General features: G+C 59.6%; 18 protein-coding genes. 13 read left to right on the top strand and 5 right to left on the bottom strand.

Translation table 11 applies throughout. The features are described 5' to 3' along the window. The first annotated feature begins 151 nt into the window (after window positions 1-151). A complete protein-coding gene (locus G7Y41_RS00845; RefSeq protein ID WP_165315712.1) occupies window positions 152-940 on the top strand; it encodes an alpha/beta hydrolase in 789 nt (262 codons plus the stop codon). 61 nt (window positions 941-1,001) lie between these two features. Here G7Y41_RS00845 and G7Y41_RS00840 read toward each other — a convergent pair whose 3' ends face one another. Beyond that, window positions 1,002-2,117: a PfkB family carbohydrate kinase gene (locus G7Y41_RS00840; protein WP_165315741.1), complete on the bottom strand. Its 1,116-nt coding sequence runs from the start codon at window positions 2,115-2,117 to the stop codon at window positions 1,002-1,004. Window positions 2,118-2,266: 149 nt separating this feature from the next. On the opposite strand from G7Y41_RS00840, the gene G7Y41_RS00835 reads away from it, so the two are divergent. From G7Y41_RS00835 to G7Y41_RS00825, 3 genes are all read left to right on the top strand, one after another. Then, window positions 2,267-7,636, top strand: a complete 5,370-nt coding sequence (locus G7Y41_RS00835; protein ID WP_442984250.1) for a DUF3418 domain-containing protein — start codon at window positions 2,267-2,269, stop codon at window positions 7,634-7,636. Then, window positions 7,633-8,145: a SprT-like domain-containing protein gene (locus G7Y41_RS00830; RefSeq protein ID WP_165315711.1), complete on the top strand. Its 513-nt coding sequence runs from the start codon at window positions 7,633-7,635 to the stop codon at window positions 8,143-8,145. Before G7Y41_RS00835 ends, G7Y41_RS00830 begins: the two co-directional genes overlap by 4 nt. Before the next feature lie 95 nt (window positions 8,146-8,240). Beyond that, window positions 8,241-8,915 carry a nucleoside/nucleotide kinase family protein gene (locus G7Y41_RS00825; RefSeq protein ID WP_165315710.1) on the top strand — a complete coding sequence of 225 codons (675 nt, stop codon included), beginning with the start codon at window positions 8,241-8,243 and terminating at the stop codon, window positions 8,913-8,915. A 24-nt stretch (window positions 8,916-8,939) separates the two neighbouring features. Here the strand turns inward: G7Y41_RS00825 and G7Y41_RS00820 are convergent, their stop codons facing one another. Next, complete coding sequence (locus G7Y41_RS00820; RefSeq protein WP_165315709.1) at window positions 8,940-9,431, bottom strand: low molecular weight protein-tyrosine-phosphatase; 492 nt, start codon at window positions 9,429-9,431, stop codon at window positions 8,940-8,942. Window positions 9,432-9,458: 27 nt separating this feature from the next. Beyond that, complete coding sequence (gene mtnN, locus G7Y41_RS00815) at window positions 9,459-10,388, bottom strand: 5'-methylthioadenosine/S-adenosylhomocysteine nucleosidase (RefSeq protein ID WP_231367323.1); 930 nt, start codon at window positions 10,386-10,388, stop codon at window positions 9,459-9,461. Between the two features lie 141 nt (window positions 10,389-10,529). Between mtnN and G7Y41_RS00810 the strand changes: the two genes are divergently transcribed. Then, window positions 10,530-12,461 (top strand): L-serine ammonia-lyase, iron-sulfur-dependent, subunit alpha, encoded by a 1,932-nt coding sequence (locus G7Y41_RS00810; RefSeq protein WP_231367322.1) that lies wholly within the window; start codon window positions 10,530-10,532, stop codon window positions 12,459-12,461. A gap of 197 nt (window positions 12,462-12,658) precedes the next feature. Here G7Y41_RS00810 and G7Y41_RS00805 read toward each other — a convergent pair whose 3' ends face one another. Continuing rightward, window positions 12,659-13,102, bottom strand: a complete 444-nt coding sequence (locus G7Y41_RS00805; RefSeq protein WP_165315708.1) for a hypothetical protein — start codon at window positions 13,100-13,102, stop codon at window positions 12,659-12,661. A gap of 730 nt (window positions 13,103-13,832) precedes the next feature. On the opposite strand from G7Y41_RS00805, the gene nrdH reads away from it, so the two are divergent. The 4 genes from nrdH to G7Y41_RS00785 all read left to right on the top strand — a co-directional run bounded on the left by nrdH (window position 13,833) and on the right by G7Y41_RS00785 (window position 18,803). Further along, entirely contained in the window at window positions 13,833-14,093 is a 261-nt protein-coding gene (nrdH, locus tag G7Y41_RS00800; RefSeq protein ID WP_165315707.1) for a glutaredoxin-like protein NrdH, read from the top strand. Between the two features lie 123 nt (window positions 14,094-14,216). Beyond that, the gene (nrdI, locus tag G7Y41_RS00795; RefSeq protein ID WP_165217149.1) at window positions 14,217-14,633 is read left to right on the top strand and encodes a class Ib ribonucleoside-diphosphate reductase assembly flavoprotein NrdI; all 417 of its coding nucleotides are present in this window, start codon (window positions 14,217-14,219) and stop codon (window positions 14,631-14,633) included. Continuing rightward, window positions 14,603-16,759 (top strand): class 1b ribonucleoside-diphosphate reductase subunit alpha, encoded by a 2,157-nt coding sequence (gene nrdE, locus G7Y41_RS00790; protein ID WP_165315706.1) that lies wholly within the window; start codon window positions 14,603-14,605, stop codon window positions 16,757-16,759. The genes nrdI and nrdE overlap by 31 nt, the downstream gene beginning before the upstream one ends. A gap of 205 nt (window positions 16,760-16,964) precedes the next feature. Next, window positions 16,965-18,803 (top strand): ABC-ATPase domain-containing protein, encoded by a 1,839-nt coding sequence (locus tag G7Y41_RS00785; RefSeq protein WP_165315705.1) that lies wholly within the window; start codon window positions 16,965-16,967, stop codon window positions 18,801-18,803. On the opposite strand, the gene G7Y41_RS00780 is transcribed toward G7Y41_RS00785, so the two are convergent. Then, a complete protein-coding gene (locus G7Y41_RS00780; protein ID WP_165217140.1) occupies window positions 18,778-19,695 on the bottom strand; it encodes a patatin-like phospholipase family protein in 918 nt (305 codons plus the stop codon). The two genes, G7Y41_RS00785 and G7Y41_RS00780, sit on opposite strands and share 26 nt — an antisense overlap. A 170-nt stretch (window positions 19,696-19,865) precedes the next feature. On the opposite strand from G7Y41_RS00780, the gene G7Y41_RS00775 reads away from it, so the two are divergent. The 4 genes from G7Y41_RS00775 to G7Y41_RS00760 all read left to right on the top strand — a co-directional run bounded on the left by G7Y41_RS00775 (window position 19,866) and on the right by G7Y41_RS00760 (window position 26,833). Further along, entirely contained in the window at window positions 19,866-22,244 is a 2,379-nt protein-coding gene (locus G7Y41_RS00775) for a S9 family peptidase (protein ID WP_331272607.1), read from the top strand. 117 nt (window positions 22,245-22,361) lie between these two features. Beyond that, window positions 22,362-23,144 carry an ABC transporter ATP-binding protein gene (locus tag G7Y41_RS00770; protein WP_165315704.1) on the top strand — a complete coding sequence of 261 codons (783 nt, stop codon included), beginning with the start codon at window positions 22,362-22,364 and terminating at the stop codon, window positions 23,142-23,144. Continuing rightward, window positions 23,141-25,696: an FtsX-like permease family protein gene (locus G7Y41_RS00765; protein WP_165315703.1), complete on the top strand. Its 2,556-nt coding sequence runs from the start codon at window positions 23,141-23,143 to the stop codon at window positions 25,694-25,696. The genes G7Y41_RS00770 and G7Y41_RS00765 overlap by 4 nt, the downstream gene beginning before the upstream one ends. A gap of 192 nt (window positions 25,697-25,888) precedes the next feature. Beyond that, a complete protein-coding gene (locus tag G7Y41_RS00760; protein ID WP_165315702.1) occupies window positions 25,889-26,833 on the top strand; it encodes a ribonuclease H family protein in 945 nt (314 codons plus the stop codon). The last annotated feature ends 8 nt before the right edge of the window (window positions 26,834-26,841 follow it).

The raw sequence follows: 26,841 nt of genomic DNA, 5'->3' as shown, positions 1-26,841 counted from the left end.
GAGGTCATCACGTCGGCGTAGCATCCAACGCAATCAAGCCTACCGTTTCCCCACGAATCATCCCCAGCAAGTGTGCGGGCAAACGTGTCACAAATGCACATCAGTTGAAAACACTCTCGAATTCGTCAGCGCAACGCGATACCGTGTAGGGGTGAGTGAAATTGTGATGCAGACACCCAGAGGGGTTTCAATCGCGGGGACGTTGACCAACCCCGTCGATTCCAGCGATGCTGCGGTCCTCTTCTCTCACTCCTTCCTTGCTGACCGACATTCGGCGGAGCATTTTGATCGGCTGTCGAAGGCTTATCGTGAGGCCGGGTACGCCACCCTTGAGTTCGACTATTCGGGTCACGGGGCTTCCGGCGATGAAATCATCACTCTGGACGCAATGGTCGAGGACCTGCGTGCAGCGTCGGGGTGGTTGGCGGATCAAGGTTTTACGCGTCAGGTTCTTCACGGGCATTCTTTCGGCGCGACCGTGGCGTTACGCGCCAGACCTCGTGACGTTGCCGCCATGATTTTGTCTTCCCCCACGATCGGCCCGATCTCCTACGATTGGACGGCGATCTTCTCTGACATTCAGCTGCGTGACCTCGAGGACTACGGAACCACGACGATCCCCGATGATTCACCGTCGGTTCGCCGCCAGTTCACAATCTCCAAGCAGACGCTCATTGACCTGTCAATGACAGACACTGAGTCCCTTGTTGACGGGCTTTCTCAGCCGACGCTCATCATTCATGACGAAGCGGATGCGCAAAGCGGCCTGATGGCGCTCACGCAGGACGCGTTCCCCAAGCTGCCTGACGGGTCTCGGGTGGAGATTGTTCCGAACTCAGATTTTGGTTCCGGCGTCGGCGTTGAAGAGCTAGACAGCCTCGCAGTTAACTGGGCCAAACAGTGGGTGCCCATCGCACGTAAAACCGCTGACCAGCGGTAGTTTTCCGGCCCAGAGATAGTTTCCCGCACAGCACCCGGCACCCGCTGGTGTCGCCCGCGTGTCAGTTCGCCTCAAGGAACCTCGCGACGATGCTCTCAAGCTCTGGGGTTTCCCGCCACGATCGCGTCCCAAAGCTCTGAGTTGACAGTGCCGCAACATCGCTGGCAAAGGCAATAACCGCCGAAGGATTGTCCATACCGTCAGTGTGAACGTGGGTGTCGCGTGCGTGTGGGTGCGTTGAGCCCGCCTCGTCCTCGGCAATGATTCGTGAACTGTGGTGGAGGTGACCGAGAGCCCATGCCAGTGCCCCGTGGAAAATGTCACCGGCACCCAGGGTGGAGATGGCGTTGACGCTGGGAACCTCAACTTCACCCGAGGTGCCTGCCCACCACCACTGAACCGGGTCGGGTCCCTGCGTGCGGATCACGCGAGTGATGCCGAACCCGCGCAGGAAAGCTGCGACCTGTTCGCCGTCGGGTTGAGTGAGCACAGGTGGGCAAAAGTCAGCCGAGACGACCGCTATATCAATGAGTGGCAGCAGCGGCGTCAACCAGTCCTTCCACGAGCCGCCGTCAAGAATCCGCAGGTGAGGGGGTTTTGCCTCAATGAAAGCAAAGGGGTCATCTAAGTTTTCGCCCCGGTGTGAACCGTCCTCGTGAGCCAGTTCAACTCCCCACTTCAGTGCTTCATTGGCGAGGCCGGGGTTGTGTCCGTCAACGAGAACAACGTCTGGAGGTCCAACGCGTTCAATCTGTGCGCGCAGGAGAGCCCGTCCGGTGTCCACGTCAACGTCGAGGCGCGCATTTGTTGAGGCAACCATGCGTCCGCGGGGATGCTCAATGATCGAGGAGATCGCCGGCGTATCCTCTGTCGACGATGCAGCAGTGGCATCGAGGCTCAACACCCCGGATTCTTTCAAGTCCACAGCCAGGAACTGTGCGACTGTTCCCCCACCAAGCGCGGTGAGCAGAGTCATCGCTAAAGCCTCGTCCTCGTGTCCAGGCTTCAGCGCCCCGGCGACGCGGTTGAGGGCTGCCGCTGTTACCGCGGCATTTGTTGCCGGTCCTCCGGCGGCCATCACGTGATTCGTTGACGTGGTTTTCGTTGCGGTGTCGGGTTCGTGATCCAGGGCGTGAATGATGTCCAAAGTGGTCAGGCCAGCGAAAACTCCATGCATGGGATCATTCCTAGCATCTTCGATCATCTGTGAGAAGCCAAGGCATGCCGCGAACAACAGGTCTTCGATCATCTGTGAGAAGCCAAGGCATGCCGCGAACAACAGGTCTTCGATCGTGTAGGTCATGATGCGTCGACTAAAATAGTCGGGTGCCTACGTCCGACCCGCAGCCTCGTAAGAAGCAGCCTGAAAACAACGGTTCCTCACGTCTAAGGACCGGCGGGCCGGCTCGTCCTCGTCCCCAGAAGGACCCCCGGGGGAAGGCCCCCACGAATTCTCGGAAAAATACCCAACAGGCAGCGTCACCGAAGAGGCGCGCACACACCCGGGGAGAACAGCAGCGCGACCAGCTGAGACTTCGGCGACGCACGCGGCGCCCCCACTACGACACGGCACGTCCTTTCCGTCCTTTCACCCCCGATCAATTGGCGCTGCGGGCCGCATCGATCCCCGTCATCACGTACCCTGACTTGCCCGTCAGCGCGCGACGCCACGAAATCGCCGACGCCATCAGGGACCACCAGGTCGTTATCGTGTCGGGAGAAACGGGTTCGGGTAAAACAACGCAGCTGCCGAAAATCTGTTTGCAACTGGGACGAGGGGTGCGTGGACTGATCGGTCATACACAGCCACGCAGGATCGCCGCCCGATCCGTCGCCGACAGAATCGCAGAAGAACTCGGCCAGAAAGTCGGACGAGAAAACGGTCAGGTTGTGGGCTACCAGGTGCGTTTCACCGACGAGGTCGGCCCCACAACCCTCGTCAAACTCATGACTGACGGCATCCTGCTGGCAGAAATCCAGTCGGATCCACTGCTAAGCCGCTACGACACCCTGATCATTGACGAAGCCCACGAACGCAGCTTGAACATCGACTTCATCCTGGGCTACCTCGCGCGTCTGCTGCCGATGCGCCCTGATCTGAAAGTCATCATCACCTCGGCAACAATTGATTCTCAGCGTTTCGCTGAGCATTTTGGCCGGTGGGACGGAATCCCCGGGCAAGGGCGTCTCATTGAGAAAGCTCCCGTCATCGAGGTATCAGGCCGGACCTTCCCCGTGGAGATCCGCTACCGACCTCTGAGCGCCGACGTACCGACCTCATACTCAACGTCCAGCCACACTCACGCACCCGACGGAATATCCGGCGCCCACGAGACCCCGGGCAACTCCTCTGATCCTCGCGTGACACCCGGTCAAGACAATCACTTAGGTCACGTCGAGCAGTTGGTACTCGAAGACCCAGACGATGACCTCCCGACCCTCGGTTATGGCCTGGGCGAAGACATCGACGTTGAGCAGGCAATTTGTCATGCCGTTGACGAACTCATCGCCGAGGACGCTCACCGCAGCGCCACCGAGGGCGAGGGCGACATCCTCGTATTCCTCCCGGGTGAACGCGATATCCGCGACACCGAACAGGCTCTGCTCGACCACCTGGGCCCCCGGGGAGTGCGTGCCGGTGAAGATGCACCAGCCCGACCCGGCAGCGTGGAAGTCATTCCGCTCTTCGCGCGCCTGACCGCGGCCGAACAGCACAGGGTGTTCGAGGCGCACCGTCTGCGCCGGGTTGTTCTGGCAACGAATGTGGCGGAAACGTCGCTGACTGTCCCGGGGATCCGCTACGTCATCGACCCTGGCATGGCACGAATTTCCCGGTACTCAAATCGGACGAAAGTGCAGCGTCTTCCCATTGAACCGGTATCGCAGGCCTCCGCGAACCAGCGCGCCGGACGAAGCGGCCGCGTTGCCGACGGCATTGCGATTCGCCTGTATTCACAGCGGGACTACGAGGCGCGCCCAGAGTTCACCGAACCTGAGATCCTGAGAACTTCCCTGGCTTCCGTCATCCTTCAGATGGCCTCACTGGGCCTGGGGTCCATCCAGCAGTTCCCCTTCCTTGACCCACCGGATCGTCGGGCTGTGCGTGACGGCATCCAGCTTCTCGTGGAGATCGGCGCGCTTGACGAGGACGAGGCGGGCGAGCATTCCCTCACGCCGATCGGCCGAGACCTCGCTCATCTTCCCATTGATCCGCGCCTGGGTCGGATGCTCCTTGAGGGCGATGCGAACGGCTGTGCGTCCGAAGTTCTTGTCATTGTTGCAGCCCTGTCTATTCAAGATGTCCGCGAGCGCCCACTCGATCATCAGCAAGCCGCCGACGCGTCCCACGCGCGCTTTGCCGACCCGCATTCAGATTTCATCACCTACCTCAACCTGTGGCGCTACTTGCATGTTCAACAGCGCGACCTCTCGGGCTCAGCTTTCAGGCGCCTATGCCGCGCGGAGTTCCTTCACTACCTGCGCTTCCGTGAGTGGCGCGACGTCGTCACGCAGCTTCAGCAGATGGCCCGCCCTCTGGATTTAGCGATCCATCCGTTGAGTATCCCCAGCAGCCGAGATGTCGTCGAGGCCGCGCAATTTGGGGGAACCCAGGACGCTGCGGCCCGCGCGGTTGTGGCATTCACGCAGGGGCATACCACGGTTGATGCCGATGAGATTCACCGTTCTCTCCTCGTGGGGTTGCTATCGAACGTGGGGTCCTGGGATGAGCAGAAACGCACCTATCAGGGTACTCGTGGCACGCGTTTCACGGTGTGGCCGGGGTCGGGTTTGGCCAGGTCACATCCGGCGTGGGTGATGACCGCTGAACTTGTGGAAACAAGCCGTCTCTTTGCTCGAACAGTTGCGCGGATCCGCCCCGAATGGATCGAGCCTCTTGCTGCCCCTCTTGTCAAGCGTATCTATTCGCAACCGTATTGGTCGTCCTCGAAGGGCGCCGCGATGGTCAAAGAAAAGGTGCTGCTCTACGGCCTGACGTTGAGCGCCGACCGGCCTGTTCTCCTTGGGCGTCTGGGCGACACTGTTATTGGGTCATCCGGCGTACTCGGGTCATCTGTGGCCACACCGGGATCTCTTGCGGGCATCGCTCAGGGTTTGCTCGGAGATCGTGGGGACGAGGACGGACCCGCTCGTCGCGGGTCAGCGCGCGCCTCCCAAGAACTCGGGTCGGTGGGGCGCGACATTCTTGCCTTAGCGTTGGCCGCCAGCTCCGCAGCTGCCAGCGACGAGGGGAAGGCTCACGGGGCTCAACCAGATTCCGTTGTGTCCGCCGATGCTCATTTTCCTGCTGCAACTGGCGCTCGCGGAGTCGCTGGTGCGGCCTCGTCACGTGACTCTTCACCGCAGGACAGTGCCTTATCGACTGGCGCATCAACCCCCGGCACCGATGTCGATGATGCCGATGCCAAGTTGACGGCGCGAACCGTGGCACGTGACATGTTCATCTCGCATGCCCTGGTTGCGGGCCAGTGGCGTGAACGTCATGCCTTCCAGAAACGTAACGATGAACTCCTTGAGCAAGCCCGCGAGATTGAGCGGCGCTCACGTCGCCGCGGCCTCGTTGCAGACGAGGACGCACGTTTCCGTTTCTTCGACGATGTCATTCCCGAGGACGTCGTGTCGACGGGTCATTTCAATCGCTGGTGGAAACGTCAGCGGGTCAAGACCCCTGATTTGCTGACGTACACATCGGCTGTGCTGTTGCCGCGCGGTGGTGGCCATGAGCAGGAAGGTTTTCCTGACCATTGGATGTGCGGTGACATCAGGCTGCGTCTGGATTACGAGTTCTCACCTGGGTCGGCTCGTGATGGCATCACGATGACAATTCCCATTGAGGTTCTTGAACGCGTGACCGACGGGGGAACTGACTGGCTGGTTCCCGGGATGCGCGAGGAACTCATTACTGAAACCATTCGGGCCCTCCCCAAAGCTAAACGCCGTCTTCTCGCTCCGGCACCTGAGGTGGGGGCGCAGGCATCCGCGTGGATGGCGAAGCGAGAGTCGGGGGATGGTGACGAGGACGAGGCGGCGGCGCTCAACACTGTGACGACGAGCCGAGCCGAGGACGATCCCCTGTCGTTGTCGGCGGCGATGGACCGTCTTGCGCAGTGGGGTGCGCGCACGGGGCAGGCCACGCGCGCCAAACCGAAAGCTCTCCCTCAGCAGGCAGTGACAGCGGCTTCGGCGCAGGGCTCCCATGCACTCGCCGACTCTCCTGCCGCTCAGAGCGTCCCCTTGAACTCCGGTGACTCCCAGAAAACGCGGGCCGGTATGTCCGCGTCGTTCGCTCAGGCGTTTTCCCGAGCGATGCGTGAGCTACGCGGCGTTGATCTGTCCGATGAGGACCTGGCCTACGCTGCCAATGCTCTGCCCGATCATCTGCGCATGACCTACGTTGTTGTTGATGGCTCCGGGAGGGAGCTGGGGAGTGGAACTGACCTGACCTATCTTCAGCGAACCCTTGCGAAGGCAGCGGACCAGGCCATTCGTCATGCGGTGCGAGGCGCAGTTGCTCAGGCGTTTGAGGATGCACAGCGCGACCGTTCCAACCGACGTGGGAGAGCCGGGGCTCGCAAGGTGACGGCGGCAAAGGATCCAGCTTCCACGCAGACGGGTGAACCCCGCTCATCTGAACTCCACGGTGTTCACGGGGCAAGCGGCACGGCTGCCTCTGATCGCACCGCTTCTGTGAAAGACAGTCGCGCGCAGCACGCCCTCGATCATTCACCATCCCCTGTGGGGGCAATGAGCCAGGCCGCTGACTTCCACCAAGACGGCCTCACGGAGTTTCCCATCAGACCGTTGCCTCGATCCGTTGAGTCAACGGGAGCAGATGGGGTGAAACTCCGCGGTTTCCCCGCACTCATCAACCACAGCACCACTGACACAGGTGCCGTTAGTGTTCGCGTCATGGCGAATGCAGCCGAAGCTGATCGCAACCATCGGGTCGGGCTTGCTCGTCTCCTCTTACTTAAAGTGCAATTGACACACACGCGGGTGACAACGCGGTGGACGGGACGTCAGGCACTGATGCTCGCTGCTTCTCCCTATGCCAACACGGAAGAATTGGTTGCCGACGCACAGTACGCATCCGCGCTCTCCTTGGTTGATGAACTCTCCGGGCCAAGCGGTGTCTCGTCGATCCGTAGCCGAGAATCTTTCGACAGTCTTGCTGCCGTGGCCCGTGACCTTCACGAGGATCGCGTTTACGACATTCTCGGTCACGTGGTGCGTGCAATGGAGGGCCAGAGTGAGGTTGACAGCGCACTGCGTGAGCACACGGAAGCATCGATGACTCAGACCGTCACGGACGTGGCCGCAAACACGAAATCCCTTGTCTACCCCGGTTTTGTTGCGCAGACCCCGCTGTGGGCGATGCCCCATCTGGCCAGGTATTTGCGTGCGGGTGCCGCGCGCATTGCGCGCGCGTCCTCGTCCCCTGGAGCACTCGCCCGAGACCTCGAGGACATGGGCCGGATCACCGAGGCCACGGCGATGGTGGATGACGCTCAGGCCCGCGCCGATACTCTGCCTTTCAGTACCGAACGCGCCGAGCTGATTCTCCACGCCCGGTGGATGCTGCAAGAACTTCGGGTGTCTTTCTTTGCTCAACAGTTGGGCACGCCAACGAAAGTGTCAGTCAAGCGGATCCGCACTTTGTTGGGGCGTCTGACGTGAACCGGGAGGAGGCACGCAGGCAAGCCCGGGTCATCATGGACGCCGCGGGACTTAGCGACTGGACGTTTCGTTTCGATCACGCGAAACGACGCGCCGGCTCGTGCACCCACGCGCGCAAAACAATCACTCTATCGGGCCCCCTTGTTGATCTCTACGACGAGGCGACGGTGCGCGGCGTTATCCTCCACGAAATCGCGCACGCAATGGTTGGTCCCCATCACCATCACGATGCCGAATGGAAGCGTATGGCTCGGGCGCTCGGCGCTCCTGATGACGCACGCCTACCCGCTCAACTCCCAGAACCTGAGGCCCCCTGGGTGGGGACGTGCCCGGTGTGCGGGGCAACGAAGAAACTTTTCCGGCAGCCCAAACGTGTTGTCGCATGTGGCTCATGCACGCATTCCTTTGATCGGCGTCGGATTCTCACGTGGACGAAGGATGGCGTTCCCACACAACCCGGGGGTGCCTACGCTCGTGAGCTAGCGTCACTGCGGCGCCCTTTGCCCTAAACTCAGGTCATGACGAGCGCACAGGCGACCCCTCAACGAATCGGCATCTCACTGCCGGCGCCCGGTCCATTCCCTCCACAACGCAGGTACTCGTCATGATCCACGCATCTTCGTTTAATGCTTCGCAGTCCGTTGCCCGTCAGATCACGGACCTCGTTCTTCACCGGCTCGCACGCGGTGAAGAACTGCGCGTCCTCGGCCTGACTGGGCCGCCGGGAACCGGGAAATCAACGGTCGCCGGAATAGTCAGCGACCTTCTTCAGTCTGCGGATGTGGAGGTCGCGGGGATCCTCCCGATGGACGGTTTTCACCTGTCGAACACCGTTCTTGATCTGTGGGAGCGTCATGATCGTAAGGGTGCCCCCGATACCTTTGACATCGGCGGCTACGTGTCTCTTCTGCATCGGGTGCGCACGGTCTCGAATGAGACGCTTCTCGCGCCCGACTATCGACGTGACCTGCATGAACCTATCGCAGCCTCGATTCCTTTGGCTCCCACCGGAATCATCATCACCGAAGGCAACTATCTCGGGGTGAATCTTCCAGGCTGGCGCGACGTGCGCGAGCTCATCGACATGCTGGTGTACATCGACACTCCGCGCAGCGATATGCTTCGCCGCCTCGTTGCTCGGCACGAAGCTTTTGGGCGTGACCGCGTGGATGCCGCCCACTGGGTGCGGACCGTGGACGCAGCGAACATTGAGTTCGTTGAGGAGTCCCGTCCTCGTGCCGACTATGTTGTCAGCGCCGAAGAGCCACCCGAGGGCTAAGCCGTTCTCCCTCGTCCTCGTTCGTTACTGCTCGCGCTTCGTGACATACTCAACGATCTTCGGTGTTGTCCGTTCGATGACCTCAAGGGTCTCAACGAAGTCGGAGTGTCCGCCGTACCAGGGGTCGGGCAGGTCCATGTCTCCGGGCCGAGATTTCGGATCAAAGTCGCGGAACAGCCGGATTTCTGGGCCTTGACCTGCGGGCAGTCCCGCACGGTCACGCAGCCGGTTGAGTGCCGACAGGTGGTGACTGGTCATCGCGAGGATCAGGTCCCACTGAGCCAGTTCCTTTGCGTGGACCTGCCGGGCTCGGTGGCTGGGAATCCGGTATCCGGCATCGCGCAGCACCCGAGCGGCCCGGTAGTCCACGGGGTTGCCTTCTTCCTCGTTCGATACGCCTGCGGAGTCCACGGTGATGCCGTCGATTCCTTCGGCTTCAAGTGCCTCCTCAAGTACCTCGTGTGCCATCGTTGATCGGCAGATATTTCCGGTGCACACCATGAGGATGCTGGTCATGTCGGGTTTCCCTTCTGTTCATTCACGTTATTCACGAGGACGAGCGCGGCCTACCGTCACATGGGCTGACGTGTTCAGACTGAGGAAAGCTGTCACTGCCTCGGCGGAATGGCGCGCGGCCTCTTCGGAATCCATGTGGAAGTCTTGCCCCGCCTGGGGTCCACACAGGTCCGACACAGCGCGCAGGCTCAGCCACTGAACGCCGTGAACCCACGCGATCTGCGCCATCGCAGCCGTTTCCATATCCGCGGCAATGGCGTCGGGGAATTTCGCACGCATGGGTTCAGCCAGCGGCTGAGTAATGAAAGAGTCCGAAGAAACGACCCGCCCGGAATGAACCGTGTAGGGAAGATGCTCTCCCAAGCGACCAAGGGCCTCGATGAGGGCGTCACTTGAATGGTAATCAACGGGCATCTGAGGAACCTGCCCCATGACGTATCCGAATGCCGTGGCGTCCGCAGCTCCGTAGATCGAAGCGATCCCGCCGGCGATGTCACCGACGTTGATGTTGCGCGCCAAACCGCCCGTTGTTCCGGCCGCAAGGATCACGGGAGTATCAACCAGCATGAGTGCGCGGGCGGTCGCGGCCGCGGAGTTCGCCAGCCCAATGCCGGAGGTGACGATCAGGACCGTTGATCCGGCGTATCGTCCAAGCACGTAACGCGGGAAATCTTTCGGAGTCCACTGCGAGCTAGCTGTGTCGGTAGCCTCGGGGGAAACTTGCGAACCGTCGCCCGTGTGCGCAGGCGCCGCAACCGCGGCTTGAGCACTACTCTGGCCGCGAAGATTCTCTGCCCCCCGATTCGTCAGCGCGTCGAATTCGATGGAGTCGCAGATGTCGAGTTCGTGAAGAAAGGGCTGGGCTTCCATCGGCATCGCGCACTGGATGACGGCGTCGACACGGGTGCGTTTGGGCATGTGGAGCGAAAGTAAAGGGCCTGGCTGTGTGTTCGACATGCGCCTCAGTCTAATTGGGAGGCGCGTGCCTGCGCGATGTCTCTCCCCACTGTGTGAATACCGGTCTGCGCGCCTGTCAGCACCATATTCGCGCCGTGCCGCCTGTCATGAGCTACGCCTCGGATCAGGCACAATGTCCTCATGGATCTTTCCTCACCCGATCGCACACGCGAACTGAGCCGCTCGATTCCCACGCACTTCGCTCCGGATCGTCCGACTCCTGCCGCGTTGGTGTCCGGTGAGGTGTCCGCCGATGAGGCCCCGCACCCTCTGTCGGTATTCGATATGTTCCGCGTGGGAATTGGCCCCTCGTCCTCGCACACGGTTGGCCCGATGCGTGCGGGACTGGCCTTCACCGCGGAGCTTGCCTCCGTGCCCACTCCCACTCGTATCACCGTTGACCTGTTCGGTTCTCTGGGTGCCACGGGCCGCGGCCACAACACGGACCGCGCGGTCCTCCTGGGCCTGGCAGGTCACGACCCGGAGACGGTGTCGGTGGACACCGTTGAGGCGATCCTTCCGTCGCTTGCCCGCACGAAGACTCTCGATCTGCCCGGTGGACGCAGCGTCCCTATGGACTTTGACCGCGATGTGCGTTTCCGACCCCTGACGATCCTTCCCTACCACGTCAACGCCCTGACGATCACCGCATGGGCACCCCCGACGCCAGCTCAGGTGCCGCCAGTTCAGGTGCCGGGTGATGAGACGATGAATGTGCTCGACAATGCGGGCGAAACTGCGCCTGGCATCGCACCCACATCACTCCCGTCCCACGTGACCCCTGGATCACCCGAAAGGCTTGGGGAAGAGGCGAACTCGTCCTCGTTGATGATTCTGCGGCGCACCTACTATTCCGTTGGCGGCGGCTTCGTCATGGTTCAGCACAACGACGACCCGCAAGACCCGCAGGTCGGGTCGCTGGCAACGGGACAGACGAACGCAAGTATCGACGCTGCGGCACCGTATCCGTTTTCTTCGGCGGAGCAACTGCTCGCTGTGTGCGAAGAATCCGGTCTCTCCATCGCTCAGGTTGTTCGCGCAAACGAGGAGGCGGTACGCCCGCCCGCGGCTGTTGACTCCTACCTTGACCGCATCGCCGACACGATGTTCGACGCAATCGACCAGGGCACCAGTGCGCAGGGAATTCTTCCGGGAGGCTTAGATGTTCCTCGCCGCGCGAAAACTCTGGTCTACCGGCTCGCGGGACGCACCCACTCGTCTCAATCCACCTCATCTCAAACCGCAGGCACAGCGGCTGAGGGTTCCCCCATCACGCGCTGGGCATCGATGCCGAACGACCCGATGCGAGCCATCGACTGGGTCAACGTTTTTGCCCTTGCCGTCAACGAAGAGAACGCCGCCGGGCACCGCATCGTCACCGCACCAACGAACGGTGCTGCCGGGGTTATTCCCGCGGTCTTGGGGTACCTCGTGTCTTTCTGTCCAGAAGCCGGGTGTTCGCCGTCGCTCAGCGTCCCCAACATGGACGACGGCGGGGTCATGCCGTTCAAGGGTATGCGGCTGCGTGCTTCGGATGACAGTGGTCCCTCTTCTTCTGGAGGTGCTCCTGCGTGCGCTGATGGCACATTGTCGGCTTTGAGTGAAACACAGATGCGCGGATCATTCCTGAGGCGTCGCGCTATTCATGAGTTTCTCCTCGCTGCAACGGCGATCGGGGCGTTGATTAAAACAAATGCGTCGATCGCTGGCGCCGAAGTTGGGTGCCAGGGGGAGGTGGGGTCGGCTTCGGCGATGGCGGCAGCTGGGCTTGCGCAGGCGCTCGGCGGAACACCCCAGCAGGTTGAGAATGCCGCGGAAATCGCGATGGAACACTCACTGGGACTCACCTGTGACCCCGTGTCCGGCCTGGTGCAGATTCCCTGTATCGAACGCAACGCCATTGCCGCTGTTCAAGCGATCAATGCCGCACGCATGGCGTTGTGGGGCGACGGGAGACATACGGTAGCTCTCGATGTCGTCATCGAGACGATGAGGCAAACCGGCAACGACATGCTGTCAAAGTACAAGGAAACATCAGCCGGAGGATTAGCCGTCAATGTCGTTGAATGTTGAGGATTCGCCGAAGCCGAGTCGTTCATCTCAGCCGGATCAAAGCCGCTGACTTTTCGACTGAGATTCCACCAGAAGAAGCCACCTGCATAGCTACCTGGCAAGGCAGGAGGCCGGTCCGATGTTTCGGACCGGCCTCAGTTCGATCCATGCGCACAGTGAAGCGACCAGTGAATCGAGATGACACAGACGTCAGACCGCTAGCCTTCTGTCTCTTTTGCGAGGACGATTCTGCATACTCTGATGAGCATCATGATGCCGCTTGCGAGGAGAAGAAAGATTCCCAGATACCCGGTGCATACGATTCCAGGAATAGCCAGCAGGTAGCTCAACACCAGGACGGGAACCGATTTCTTCCAATAAAAGACACCAAGCGCGATCACCGAGCACACAAGAAACGGCAGTGCAAACAGAAATACCTCCGGTAAAACAGCTCGAAACTGAAGGTACTCATTGGCGTTCAACCGAATTGTCCTATTCGGCCGCAGCGGGGAAAGCAATGCCGCGACCAGGTGAAATGCCACGAGAGCAGCGCACACACGGAGCCAGTTCATTGCTGATACCCCAACATACTGATGCTCATGGGAGAACTCCTCACCACCGTCGTTTTTCAGGGAGATTGCGGAAACACGAGACCTTCGCATGAGCAGAAGGTGTAGATGACGCTGCGGAGCCATGCTCAACGCTATGGATCCACAGTAATCACTCGCTGAAACGAAAGTCAATAGATTCGACGCCCCTGATTTTCTACGAGCACATGACACATGCCGTCCTCGCCACCGAATTCACGCGCGCGGACCACGAGAGAAACACCATGCTTTGGCGCCTTGGGCGCACGCTGTGGTGGCGCGAATAGATCGTCACCGTATCCCCGCCCATCACACGACCACTAGATATCGGGGGCGCATGTCGATGCCCACCCCCAGATCTAGTGGCGACACGCCGAGATGAGAGACAATTTTTTCACTCACTGCCACAGGGAATCCTCAGAGTTTTCCACAGGCTGTGGAAAAATGATCGTCCTTGTTCCACAGTATCCACAGCGGCTTGTCCCTCATCTTCCTCGCCAAGAAGATCGGCGCATTGTCAGCGAAAAATTCGGCTTTCACTCGGGCCGCAGATGCCGGTACCCCCTGAGATCATGAAGGAGAAGAAGTCGATATACACATGCCATCCACAGGCCGCACTTCCGTCATTCACAGCAAAATGTCACCGAGGCAATAAACACAACATCTTGGGGTTCACCCAGACGGACACCACAAGGTGTAGTGTTATCTGTGTTCGGAACGCGAGTCGTTCCCATCCGAATTACATCGGCGTCATTTCGCGCTTTACGGCACCGAAACGCCCAGACACATGAGTAAGGAGCATCCCATGACGATCACCGTCTACTCCAAGCCCCGCTGCCCGCAGTGCGATGCCACGTACCGCCTCCTCGACAAGCAGGGAATGGACTACGTCAAGGTTGACGTCACCGAGGACGCTGCCGCTCTCAACTTCATCAAGGGCCTGGGCTATCAGCAAGCTCCCGTCGTCACGGTCGGCGAAGATCACTGGTCCGGCTTCCGTCCCGACCGGATCAAGGCCGTTGCCGCCGCCCTCGCAGAAGCTCCTCTCGCCGTCGGCCAGAACTAAGCACCGTGTCCCGGCCGCCTGGGCGGTCGGGACACCTGTGTGTCCGCCACGCAGCAGGCGCACCGCCTCGTCAGGCGTCACCAGTCCCCGCGAGAATGCGAAGTTTCGGGAAGGAATGTTGTCATGGTCAACGTCGTTTATTTTTCGTCGGCCACCGGCAACACCCATCGCTTCGTCACGAAACTCCAGCTTCCCGCCCAGCGCATCCCCCTGCGTCCACATGATGAGTTTCTTCACGTCAACGAGCCCTATGTGTTGATTGTCCCAACCTACGGTGGCGGTAATATCAAAGGCGCGGTTCCCAAGCAGGTCATTAAGTTCCTCAACGACCCCGAGAATCGGCGTCACTGCGTGGGCGTCATTTCGTCGGGCAACACTAATTTCGGCACGGCATACTGCCTTGCAGGGGACATCATTTCAGCGAAGCTGAAAGTCCCGCACATGTATAAGTTCGAGCTCCTTGGAACACCCGAGGATGTCTCCCGAGTTCGCGAAGGACTGAACGAGTTTTGGCAGAGAATCTCACCGACACGGGAGTAGAAGAAATTTCGCGCCCGGAGCTTGACTACCACGCTCTCAACGCCCAGCTCAATCTCTATGACGCTGAGGGACACATCCAGTTCGACGCGGACCGCAAGGCCGCACGCCAGTACTTCCTTCAGCACGTCAACCAGAACACCGTGTTCTTTCACGACCTGGAAGAAAAACTTGAGTACCTGGTGGAAGAGGGTTACTACGAGAAAGACGTCCTCGATCAGTACGAGTTCGCCGATATTAAGGCGCTGTACAAGCAGGCCTACGCACACAAGTTCCGCTTCCCCACGTTCCTGGGCGCTTTCAAGTACTACACGTCGTACACACTCAAAACCTTCGACGGGAAACGCTACCTTGAGCGTTTCGAGGATCGTGTCGCAATGGTCGCTCTTTATCTTGCTCGCGGCGATGTTGACCTTGCCCGTCAACTCGTTGACGAAATGATGACGGGCCGCTTCCAGCCCGCAACACCCACATTCCTCAACGCCGGCAAAGCCGCACGTGGCGAACTGGTCTCCTGCTTCCTTCTGCGCATCGAAGACAATATGGAATCCATCGCCCGAGGCATTAACTCTGCCCTCCAGCTATCCAAACGCGGCGGCGGCGTTGCGCTTCAGCTGACGAATCTGCGTGAAACCGGTGCACCGATTAAACGTATCGAGAACCAATCCTCCGGCGTCGTGCCCGTCATGAAGTTACTTGAGGATTCCTTCTCCTACGCCAATCAGCTCGGAGCACGTCAGGGTGCGGGTGCCGTCTACCTGCACGCCCACCATCCCGACATCATGAGCTTCCTTGACACGAAGCGCGAAAACGCCGACGAGAAGATTCGTATCAAGACCCTGTCTTTAGGTGTTGTTGTTCCCGACATCACCTTCGAGTTGGCCCGGAAGAACGAGGATATGTACCTGTTCTCCCCCTACGACGTTGAACGCGTCTACGGCGTGCCATTCTCCGATATTTCCGTCACCGAGAAGTATCACGAGATGGTTGACAACGGGCAGATCCGCAAGAAGAAGATCAACGCGCGTCGTTTCTTCCAGACCCTCGCCGAAATCCAGTTCGAGTCCGGGTACCCCTACATTGTTTTCGAAGACACGGTGAACGCGGCGAACCCCATCAAGGGGCGGATCACCATGTCGAACCTGTGTTCCGAAATCCTCCAGGTCTCCGAGGCCTCAACCTACAACGACGACCTGTCCTATGATCACGTCGGTAAAGACATCTCCTGCAACCTCGGATCACTCAACATCGCCAAGACGATGGATTCGGACGATTTTTCGATGACCGTCGAAACAGCCGTTCGCGCCCTAACCGCTGTCTCTGATCTATCCGACATTGGGTCTGTTCCCTCAATTGCCCGCGGTAATTCAATGAGCCACGCCATCGGCCTGGGACAAATGAATCTCCACGGCTACCTTGCCCGCGAACACGTGCACTACGGATCACCCGAAGCTCTTGACTTCACCAACATGTACTTCATGACCGTTGCCTACGAGGCGATTCGCACGTCGTGCCTCATCGCAAAGGAACGCGGCATCGCCTTCGAGGGGTTCCGCGATTCAACGTACGCAAGCGGCGAGTACTTCGACAAGTACATCAACGGAACCTGGGAGCCAACAACAGATAAGTGCCGCGAGCTCCTGGCAAAGTCCACAATCCGGGTCCCCACCAGTGAAGACTGGAAGAGGCTTGCAGAGGACGTCAAGACCTACGGAATGTACAACCAGAACCTCCAGGCGGTTCCACCAACGGGGTCGATCAGCTACATCAACAACTCCACCTCGTCGATCCACCCGATTGTCTCGAAGATCGAAATCCGCAAAGAGGGCAAGATCGGCCGCGTGTACTACCCGGCGCCGTACATGACAAACGACAACCTCGAATACTACGAGGACGCCTACGAAATCGGCCCGGAAAAAATTATCGACACCTACGCTGTGGCCACGCAGCACGTTGATCAGGGTCTGTCTCTGACGCTGTTCTACCCAGACACCGTGACCACCCGAGACATCAACAAGTCCTACATCTACGCGTGGAGGAACGGCATCAAGACGCTGTACTACATGCGTCTACGTCAGATGGCTCTCGAAGGAACCGCGGTCGAAGGCTGCGTGTCCTGCATGCTGTGATCGGGTGAGGGCACTCGTCCTCGTCCCCTAAGATCACCAGCGCCCAGACGCGCACTCAGCGCGCGTACGAGAGGAGCGGGTGAGGGCTCCCGGGGGTTCCCTGTCGGCCCTCCCCGCCTACACTCACGCTGGAAAGGACCCGTCAACGGCTGCTCGCAGCCAATGACGGTGAGTGAACCGAACACGTTCGCGGAAGGAAACCCCGATGACTCCCCCTTACGCTCACCACGGGCAACGCAAGAACTCCGACAGCCCCCGGCGGCGCGAAGGAACCGACAAGGACCTCATCGGTGATCTCCACCGGATCGACGGACGCCCGTACGGAACGTACAAGTCCCTGACGGGCAACTGGGACTACGGGGATTTCTCGCTGTCAATTGACCGCGTCCAGTCCGACCCCTATGCGCCGCCAACCCAGGTCCGTGCAATCACGACACCCGAACGCATGGGTCTGCCAGCCGAAGCCATCGCACACGCAGATGCGCGTCTTGCTGCGGCAGATTTCCTTGCGCGGACCTTCGAGAACGCGATCCGTCAGAACAACGCCGCAGGTACGGTCCGTATCGCACATCCGGGTCAGGAGATTCTCCAACGCTCAAGCGCAACCGTCCTCCCCGACCGCGTTGAGGTGCGTTTCCAGGTGCATCTTCCCGCACGAGGACGAACAATTCGCGGACACGAGGCCGCCGGACTATTCGACGTTGACATTCCCAACATCGTCATGGACACCTTCGACTACGTATCCGACGATCCACGAACAGATGTCCAGCGACGCGCCCTCCGTGGACACATCGCCACCTATGAGGATCATTGCGCACTGCAGGAACTCCTTGAAGAAAACGGGTGGCTGGCCTTCGTTGGCGACCATTCCGTTCTTGCACGCAAATCCGGGGTGTCGCAGCTACCAATGACGGGCGATGGCGTCATTGCTTTCGAGTCCCCAGAGTCCATGCGCCGCACCGTCACTCTGCCTCACGCAGGCGAGGTATCCGGCATGGTCATCACACCGGGAATCACGCTGATCGTGGGCGGTGGCTACCACGGGAAATCCACGCTGCTGGGTGCCCTCCAGCGCGGCGTGTACGCACATATTCCCGGGGATGGACGCGAGCTCGTTGCCACGGTCCCCACGGCTGTGAAAGTGCGGGCCGCAGACGGACGCGCGGTCACCGGCGTGGATGTGTCCCCGTTCATCTCACACCTGCCCGGGGGGATCGACACGACGGTGTTTTCCACCGAGAACGCGTCGGGATCAACGTCGCAGGCCGCGGCAATCGTTGAATCCGTTGAGATGGGAGCCCAGATGCTCCTCATTGACGAGGATACGTCCGCAACGAATCTCCTGATCCGGGATTCGCGAATGCGCGAGCTTGTCCACGCGGACAAGGAACCGATCACCCCGCTCGTTGATCGCATCGGCGCCCTCGCCCATGACCGCGGGGTGTCCGTTGTCATGGTGATGGGTGGTTCAGGAGATTATCTCGATGTTGCCGACCAGGTGATCATGCTTGACGAGTACCGGTGTCGCGATGTCACCGAACGGGCCCGCGAGGTTGTTGCCGCGATGCCGCGCCGGCGAAGTGACGAACCCGCGACCGCACTCACTCCCGAGCGCATGCCCGCGCGCGCCACAAGCTCCAATTCTCGTCCGAAAACCAAGTCAACGGGCCTCAACGAAGTCATGCTCGACCGCCAGATCATTGATCTGACAGATGTTGAGCAGATCGTTGATCCGGGGCAAACGGAAGCGATCGCGTGGTTTATTCGCGGCATCCTTGAGCAGTTCGCGAACGGAAAGACACCCCTGCCTGAGCTACTCAAGCGTCTTGAGCGACAGGTGAATTCCGAGGGCCTTGACGCCGCAGTGAAGTTCGGTGCCCGCGAGTTCCCGCCCTTCCTTGTGCGCCCACGGCTTGTCGACATTGGTGCCGCGATCAACCGCTACCGGGTGTTGAAGGTCACCAGCCAGGCGCCGGTGATGAACGAGGACGAGCGCGCCCGTGAAGACGTTGAGGCGTCTACGCAATACCAAGGAATTCTTTGAGCCTGCCAAGTTCCCGATACGACTGGTAGTAGCCCGAACGGAACGCCGCTTCAAGTCGGGGTTTACGGATCTCCGTGTTCTTGATCCACAGGTTGTCGGGGCAGAAAAGGAAGGCACGTCCGTCGGCTTCCATGCGGTCAAGGAGGCGGCGCGCCGCGTTGTATCTGATGTGGCGTTGCGCGACGCCCTCGTACACGGATGGGAAATCACGGTAGACGGTTTTCAGGAGTGCCCCAACGGAACTTTTCATCGGGGGTTTGACGTAGTGACGAGGACGAGTGAGAACAACGACGACCTTGCGGTATCCGTCGTGAAGAGCAGCATCGAGGGCGATTCCGCCGTTGTCTCCGATGGCTCCGTCAACGTAGGTGTCCGAGTCAATGACCACGGGAGGCATCATCACGGGCAGGGTTGAGGACGCGCGAACTGCCGGTCCCAGGGTTTCAAGGGTGCTCATATCTTCTTTGGTGAACCAGCGGCTCTGACCGCGCGAGGCATTAAAAGCGCATACGCGCACCTGTGCCGGGTTCTGGAGGAAAGTTGCCAAATCGAAGGGCATCGCGCCGTCGGGGTAGCAGATCTTTTGGTAAATATATTCGGCGTTGAAGAAGCCGTGACCCTTGCGTAGGTGCGTGAGCCCAGCAAACTCTGGGTCATCGGCGATGTCAACGAATGTTGAGTGAACTCGGGTAATGTCTCGAGACACATAGTTACACAGGTGGGACGATCCGGCAGAGACCCCTGAGACGTGGGGAAATTCGATTCCCTGCTCCAGGAGCATCGAGACGAAGCCTGCGGTGTACGCATTGCGCATACCGCCGCCCTCGAAAATGATCGCCGTATCTTCAACTCGCGTCACCGTGGTGCTGGTGACTCCCATCGTTTCATTCATTCCTCCAGCCTATGCCGTGAATCTTCATCGTGGGTTCTCACTCAATCGGTGGGGTCGGTCACCCGCGCTCAGCTAGTGACGATGCGAGTTATCCACAGGCACGTGGATCTGAATCAACACGCCGACACAATCGGCTTACCGATGCGGAAGAACATGTCTACAGTCACCTCATGACCTTCCCTGAAAATAGCTCGCATTCCTCCGATTCCTCAGACAATCCCACTGCGTCCTCTGTTTCGCCCCTCAATGCGGCAACCGCGCAGGCGACCACGAATACCCAGTCCCGTATGACCGCGCCACCCGTCGCCGCAAAGCGCTTAGGGGTGCGTGTACGTTCACTCCATTCTGACCGTATCGATGACGGGTGGGACTGGCTCCGTGATGGGGAAAACCCAGAGGTCATCGCGCATCTGAACGCAGAAAATACGTGGACTGACCAGGTGACGCACTCCTCGCGCTCCCTCGCACAGGAGATCGTTCGTCAGGTCCGCGCTCACACCATTCTCACCGATGTCTCTGTTCCGGTGCGCGCCGGCGACTACTGGTATTTCTCTCGCTGGACCGAGGGAGACCAATATCGCAGGCACTACCGGGTGGCCGCTCAGAGCAGCGGACCTATGGGCACCAACGATCTTCCTCCGACGGTAACCCCCGGTGTTCCTCTTGACGGCGAGGAATTGATCATTGACGAAAACGCTTTGGCTTTAGGGCACGAGTTCTTCCGTTTAGCTGATCTGGTTCCCAGCCCCGATGGGGCCTTTGTTGCCTGGGCTGCGGATTGGAGCGGGGATGAACGCTACCGCTGGCACATCACGAAGATGTCCACCGGGGAAGTCATTGATTCGGGAGTGGATCACGCCGGTTATGGCTTCGCGTGGGCTGCTTCCTCACAGGCTTTTCTCTACGTCGGTGTGGATGATGCGTGGCGCGCCCACCAGGTGTGGCTCCACACCGTTGGGTCACCGCAATTTAACGATCGTCTGCTTCTCGAAGAGGAAGACCCGTCCTTTGACATTGAAATTGTTGACTCTCTTGACCCAGAGCACGTGGTCATTTCCTCGTCGTCACTGACATCATCTCAGGCCTGGTTGTGGATCGTTTCGGAACCCACGGCAACGCCCTTGCCCATTACCGGGCCGATGGATAACGTCCTGATATCCGTTGAACCGGCGGGAGATCACCTCGTCCTCGTTCATAGCGCACGGTCACGAGAGGGCTGCGTCGCCCTCGCACCCCTACCCCATCGCGAGGAGCTTCTCCGCCTGTCTGGCGAGCAAGAACTCCTTCTCAAAGGTTGCGCGGTGTACTCCCATCCGTCGGATCCGTCATTTCCCGCGCTGGCGCCCATTGCTCCCGAGCCGCTGTGGTGGACTCTGCGCCAGCCCCGCCGTGGGGAGCGAGTGCTCTACGCCGAAGCTGGCGCGGATTATCTTGCCGTGACAATGCGTTCCGGGGGCCTCACTCAGGTGGAGGTACGCATGCGTTCAGCGATTTTCGGCCAAGCCGATGACCTCGCCCACGTGTGGGGCCCCGGGCGTTTCCTCGCAACGGACGCTGATATCCGAACGATCTCCACTGTGCCGGGGGCTCGTTTCGAGGACCGTTCACTACGTGTTGAGATTCAGTCGGTTACGGCTCCTCCAACGACCCTGCACGTTAACCCCATTACCTGCGCTCTGACCACGCTCAGAGTGCGCGATGTTCCCGGGTGGGATCCGAGTCATTTCGTGGAGGAACGCGCGTGGGTTCTGGCGCGTGACGGTCGAACCCGTATTCCCGTGACCCTCATTCACCGAAGCGACGTCACACCGGACTTCACGAATCCAGGGTGGCTCCTGGGCTACGGGGCCTACGAGATTAGTTATGACCCCGAGTTTGACACCCTGCGTTTACCGCTGTTGGAGCGCGGAGTGGTTTTCGCGATCGCTCACGTCCGCGGTGGCGGCGAGATGGGACGGTCCTGGTACGAGGACGGACGCCAACTCTCGAAGGTCAACTCTTTCACGGACTTCATTGATGTTGCTCAATGGTTAACAACATCTGGCTGGGTTGCCTCTGAGCGTTTGGCAGCTGAGGGACGCAGCGCAGGCGGACTGCTCATGGGTGCGGTCCTCAACATGGCTCCCTCTCTATTCCGAGTCATCGTTGCCGGTGTCCCATTCGTTGATGCGTTAACAACGATCCTCGATCCGACATTGCCGTTGACGGTTGGTGAGTGGCAAGAGTGGGGGAATCCCGTGAAGGATCCGCAGGTGTATGCGCTCATGCGGTCGTATTCCCCCTATGAGAACGTTCCCCAAGGTCAGCGTCTTCCTGCGGTTTTCGCGTCAACCTCACTCAATGACACGCGCGTTGAGTTCGTTGAGCCAACGAAGTGGGTTCAACGCCTGCGTGAGGCCACGGGAACCGCCAACGCAATAGCGCGACCCATTGTCTTGCGCACCGAGATGGTTGCCGGGCACTCTGGTCCGTCGGGCCGTGAAGGACGATGGGCCTGTCGTGCACAGGAGTTCGCTTTTACACTCACGCAGCTGGGAATAACCGAATAATTTCCCCTCCCGCACTGCTGCTCAGGGTATTCCCCGAAGAGGTGGCGGAGGAATTTCAGGGCCGAAAGGGGCCTTCCCCCAATGTTGCGTGCGCTAGATTTTCGGCACAGTAGACATATGAACACAACACCTGTGCCTCAGAGCATTTCTACGTCAATTCCGTCCACTTCCTCTTCGCCGGCTACGGCCGCTTCCGTCATTCGTTTAGAAAACGTCTCGAAGGTTTATGGCTCGAAAGAAACAGCTGTCACCGCACTCAACTCTGTTTCGTTAACAATTAATGCCAACGAATTCACGGCGATCATGGGCCCGTCCGGTTCGGGCAAGTCCACGATGCTCCACATGCTTGCTGGCCTAGATACCGTGACATCTGGAGAGGTGTTCGTTGAAGGTGTTGCCGTGTCCACCCTCGACGATGATGCCCTCACGCGTCTGCGTCGCGATCGCATCGGATTTGTTTTCCAGTCTTTCAACCTCGTCCCAACGCTGACCGCTCAGGCAAACATTGAGCTTCCGCTGCGCCTCGCGGGACGCACACCGGACCGCGAATGGGTCAAGACAATCGTTGATGTTCTTGGCCTGTCACAACGACTCACTCACCGTCCCAGTGAACTTTCAGGAGGGCAACAGCAGCGCGTCGCCGTTGCGCGTTCCCTCGCATCAAAGCCCGCAGTGATCGTTGCCGATGAGCCCACCGGTAACCTTGATTCCACAGCATCCGAGGAAGTTCTTGGGCTTCTGCGTTCGGCAGTCGACACGCTCGGACAAAGCGTCATCATGGTCACCCACGATATGAGTGCCGCTCTTGTCGCTGACCGCGTCCTCGTGATGCGCGACGGCCAGATCTTCGCCGACTTGCGTCACCCGAGCCAGGCGCAGCTGCTGGAGGTCGCACGATGAAAGGCCTTCTGTCTGCAAATCTTCGAGCGCATGCTCGTCGATACCTGGCAACAGGACTTGCAGTTGCCATATCGGCGGCATTCGTCGTCCTCTTCCTGTCTTTCGCGTCCGGTTTGATGCGGTCCTTCACGCAGTCGGCGTCCGCGCAGTTCGCCGGAGCCTCCACAGTCATCACCCCGCCGGAATCTCTATCGAGTTTCGAAGATTCGGACGTACGCAACATCATCGACAACGTGTCGACGATTCCCGGGGTGCGCGCCGTTGAACCTGTTCGCCAGTCTTTCCTGGAGTTCTCACACGAGGGGAAACGCATCACGCGCATGCTGAGCACACTCTCCTCACCCCCTTTCTCTTCTCCAACTCTGAGTCGCGGGAGCCTGCCAACAAGCGATGATGGCGTCCTTGTGAGCCCCGATATTGCCAAGGCACTGTCCGTTGATGTCGGTTCCTCCCTTGAGGTTGCCGAGGCGTACACGGAGGACTCACAGACACGCTCGTTGACAATCACCGGCATTACGAAAGCACTTCCAATGGAGTCGGGCATTGTCTACATCACGAGCGCTGGTATGGATCGCCTCTCTCCCACCATAGGAAACGCCCTGCGTCTTCTCGTGGCTGGAGACAGTGACTCTCCGTCGAAAGCCGAGCAGGAGTCTCTCACGTCCTCGATTGCTGATTCCCTCGCAAAAGCCGGTCTGTCTGAAACCACAGATGTCACCACTGCCGATGTGGCCGTTGACAAAATGATGAAGTTCCTGTCAACCTCGTTGGCTGGAATGATGACCGTCCTGGCGATATTCCCACTGATTTCCGTTGTTGTGTCGATCATCATTGTGTCGACGACATTCCAAGTGGTGATGACACAGCGCACGCGTGAACTTGCACTACTTCGGGCATTGGGGGCCACACGCTCCCAGGTTCGGTCTCTCATTGCACGGGAAACACTTCTTGTGGGTGCTGTTGCCTCGGCACTGGGTGCTCTGATCGGTGCTGCTCTGGGTGGCCTCGGCCTTTGGGCACTGGGTTTCCTTACCCTTGGCCCCGCATTCCTCGCCGCGTTCTCCCCTGGTGGTCTTGCCGCCACGTGGTTAGTTGGAACTCTTGTCGCGTGGATTGCCGGTCGGCGTCCCGCAGCAAAAATGGGGCGCCTCAGCCCGATCGCCGCCTTGTCGTCGATTGATGTGACGATGGATCAGCGACGGAAGGGACGCACCTCCCTCATCGTGTTCTCCATCATTTCTCTCCTGGCCATCGCGGGAATTACCTTCGGGCTCGTGCACCGAGGAACCGAGGAGAGCTTCCTGGTCACCTTTGTTTCCGCTCTCGTGCTTTTGGTGTCCTCAATGGGGGTGTGCTCCGCTTTCTTCCCGTCGATCGCACATCTTCTCGGGGTGTTCATGCGGTCGATGACGGGCAAGCTCGCTCGGGAAAATGTTGTTCGCTCTCCCGGTCGCACAGCTGCAACGGCGGTTGCCATCACCATTGGTGTCACCCTGATCACGACAATGGGTGTGGGCGCAGCCTCGACCCGCGAGACAATCCTCAATCAGGTGGATAATCGTCGACCCGTTGATTTCATTGTGCAGTCTTCACAGGGGTCCATTCCCGAGGACAGGATCAACCAGATCAAGGCCGTCGAAGGAACGGATGGTCTTGTCGCTGTCCGCGGTTCAACCCTGGTTTTGGCCCCCGCAGGTCGGGGGCCGCAGGTTGCCGCTTCGATGGATTCCTACACGTCGACAACCGATGATTTACCCGCTCTCGCACAGGTTGAGGGGTACCCCGACATTTCCTCGGTGACTCATTCACCCGTGGAGAACATCCCAGATTCGATTGTCCGCGTCTCCACGTATTACTCACATTTCGGCGATTCACTGGATGTGTGCGCTCAGCCGTCATCGAGCACAGAAGAGCCCGTGTGCGCAACCCTGAAAGCGGAATTTTCGGAGTCTCTCTCGCCGAATAACGCGGAGGTGTCGGCAACAACGCTTGAGTCCCTCGCACCCAATGCCCCGTACACAACGGCTATCGTCAAGCTGGCAAATGTCGATCAAGCGACGGATGTGGAATCGAGGATTTCCTCGATCGACAGCTCATTCATCGTTGGCGGCGGTGCTCCCGAGCGCGCAATGTACACGAAAGCAATTAATGTGCTGCTCACCGGCGCGATTGCTCTTCTGAGTGTGTCGGTGCTGGTTGCTCTCGTTGGGGTGTCGAACACCCTGAGCCTGTCGGTTGCCGAACGGACTCGCGAGAACGGGCTGCTGCGGGCACTGGGTATGTCACGCAGGTCTGTCAGACGGATGTTCACCCTTGAGGCAGTTCTCATCAGCCTTGCCGGGTCGCTCATCGGCATCATCCTGGGAACCATTTTCGGTGCCATCGGAACTGCATCCCTGCCTTTGGATGGAGTACGCACGGTCATTGAGATTCCCTGGCCGCTCATCGGAGCCATCCTTGCGGTGTCACTTATCGCTGCCCTCGTCGCATCGTGGTTGCCCGGTCGCCGAGCATCACGCACAAGCCCGATTGAGGCACTCGCCGACGAATGAGGAACCAAAGGCTCCGCTGCCATTTCCGCATCATCTGACACATTCACCAACGTGATGTGGGTGTGTCGTGGATGATCACTCCATGTTGACCCCGAGGCCGTGCGGCCTCGGGGTCAACGCAGTGTTCCACGGTTTCCAGCGCTCCAGAAACGTCGTCGATCAGGCTATCCGGCGTCAACTACGATGTGCGTCATGACAATTACCGCCGCTGCTGATGGATCCTCACTCGGTAACCCAGGTCCCGCCGGATGGGCGTGGGTCATTGATGATGACCGGTGGGATGCGGGTGGATGGCCAAGCGGCACAAATAATCTTGGTGAACTCACCGCAATCCTCGAGCTGTTGCGCGCAACAGCGGCCGCCGGGTACGCCGACGAACCCCTGCATATCCTTGCTGACTCGCAATACGCGATTAACGTCGTGTCGAAGTGGATGCACGGTTGGAAGAAACGCGGCTGGGTCAAGGCCGACAAGAAACCGATCAAGAACCTGGACGTCATCCAGGACATTGATCGGGAAATCCGCGGTCGTCAGGTGACCTTTGAGTGGGTGAAGGGACACGCCGGGCATCGGCTCAACGAGATGGCGGACGATCGTGCGCGTGAATGCGCGCAGGCCTATCAAGACGGAAAAACTCCAACGGGAGGACCGGGCTTGAGCGGATCACACATCCAGACCTCAACTCCCAAAGATGAGGACACTCAGTCGGCACCGAGCCCCGCAACGGCTCAGGAAGCCAGCGCCTCGGCATCCAACAGTGAAAACACTGAGGCGACACAGATTATCGACTCGGAGAAGTCGTGGATTCTCGCGTGGATGAACGGTGACGAAGAGACAATTACCACGCTCGAAGATCCCGATTTTCGGCGCGTGTGGCCTAACGGCCGCGTCACCGATTCAACACTCGGGCCCGTTCCAGCCTCACTGACGATCGGGCGTATCGCAGCTTGCGCCCTCGCCTCGGGACTATGGACAACCCGATACACCTTGAGTTGGGACGGCGGTTCCTCGGTCGAAACCTCAATCTGGCGAACACGGGGCACCCGAGAACACCCATCGGGTGACAACGCAGGTCAAGGTGCGGATTCGTCCTCGTCAATGCGGATCGTTCACCATCAGTCAACTCTGATCAGCTAATTCACGCG

The sequence above is a fragment of the Schaalia sp. ZJ405 genome, from assembly GCF_011038885.2.
In the GTDB taxonomy this organism is placed as follows: Bacteria; Actinomycetota; Actinomycetes; order Actinomycetales; family Actinomycetaceae; genus Pauljensenia.
This window is presented reverse-complemented; position numbering and strand designations above follow the sequence as displayed.

What these genes read in the sequence shown, in the direction of transcription:
- G7Y41_RS00840 (WP_165315741.1), bottom strand. Translation starts at nt 2,117, where the DNA reads ATGCATGGAGTTTTCGCTGGCCTGACCACTTTGGACATCATTCACGCC.
- G7Y41_RS00825 (WP_165315710.1), top strand. Translation starts at nt 8,241, where the DNA reads ATGATCCACGCATCTTCGTTTAATGCTTCGCAGTCCGTTGCCCGTCAG.
- G7Y41_RS00820 (WP_165315709.1), bottom strand. Translation starts at nt 9,431, where the DNA reads ATGACCAGCATCCTCATGGTGTGCACCGGAAATATCTGCCGATCAACG.
- mtnN (WP_231367323.1), bottom strand. Translation starts at nt 10,388, where the DNA reads ATGTCGAACACACAGCCAGGCCCTTTACTTTCGCTCCACATGCCCAAA.
- G7Y41_RS00810 (WP_231367322.1), top strand. Translation starts at nt 10,530, where the DNA reads ATGGATCTTTCCTCACCCGATCGCACACGCGAACTGAGCCGCTCGATT.
- G7Y41_RS00805 (WP_165315708.1), bottom strand. Translation starts at nt 13,102, where the DNA reads ATGCGAAGGTCTCGTGTTTCCGCAATCTCCCTGAAAAACGACGGTGGT.
- nrdH (WP_165315707.1), top strand. Translation starts at nt 13,833, where the DNA reads ATGACGATCACCGTCTACTCCAAGCCCCGCTGCCCGCAGTGCGATGCC.
- nrdI (WP_165217149.1), top strand. Translation starts at nt 14,217, where the DNA reads ATGGTCAACGTCGTTTATTTTTCGTCGGCCACCGGCAACACCCATCGC.
- G7Y41_RS00785 (WP_165315705.1), top strand. Translation starts at nt 16,965, where the DNA reads ATGACTCCCCCTTACGCTCACCACGGGCAACGCAAGAACTCCGACAGC.
- G7Y41_RS00780 (WP_165217140.1), bottom strand. Translation starts at nt 19,695, where the DNA reads ATGAATGAAACGATGGGAGTCACCAGCACCACGGTGACGCGAGTTGAA.
- G7Y41_RS00775 (WP_331272607.1), top strand. Translation starts at nt 19,866, where the DNA reads ATGACCTTCCCTGAAAATAGCTCGCATTCCTCCGATTCCTCAGACAAT.
- G7Y41_RS00770 (WP_165315704.1), top strand. Translation starts at nt 22,362, where the DNA reads ATGAACACAACACCTGTGCCTCAGAGCATTTCTACGTCAATTCCGTCC.
- G7Y41_RS00765 (WP_165315703.1), top strand. Translation starts at nt 23,141, where the DNA reads ATGAAAGGCCTTCTGTCTGCAAATCTTCGAGCGCATGCTCGTCGATAC.
- G7Y41_RS00760 (WP_165315702.1), top strand. Translation starts at nt 25,889, where the DNA reads ATGACAATTACCGCCGCTGCTGATGGATCCTCACTCGGTAACCCAGGT.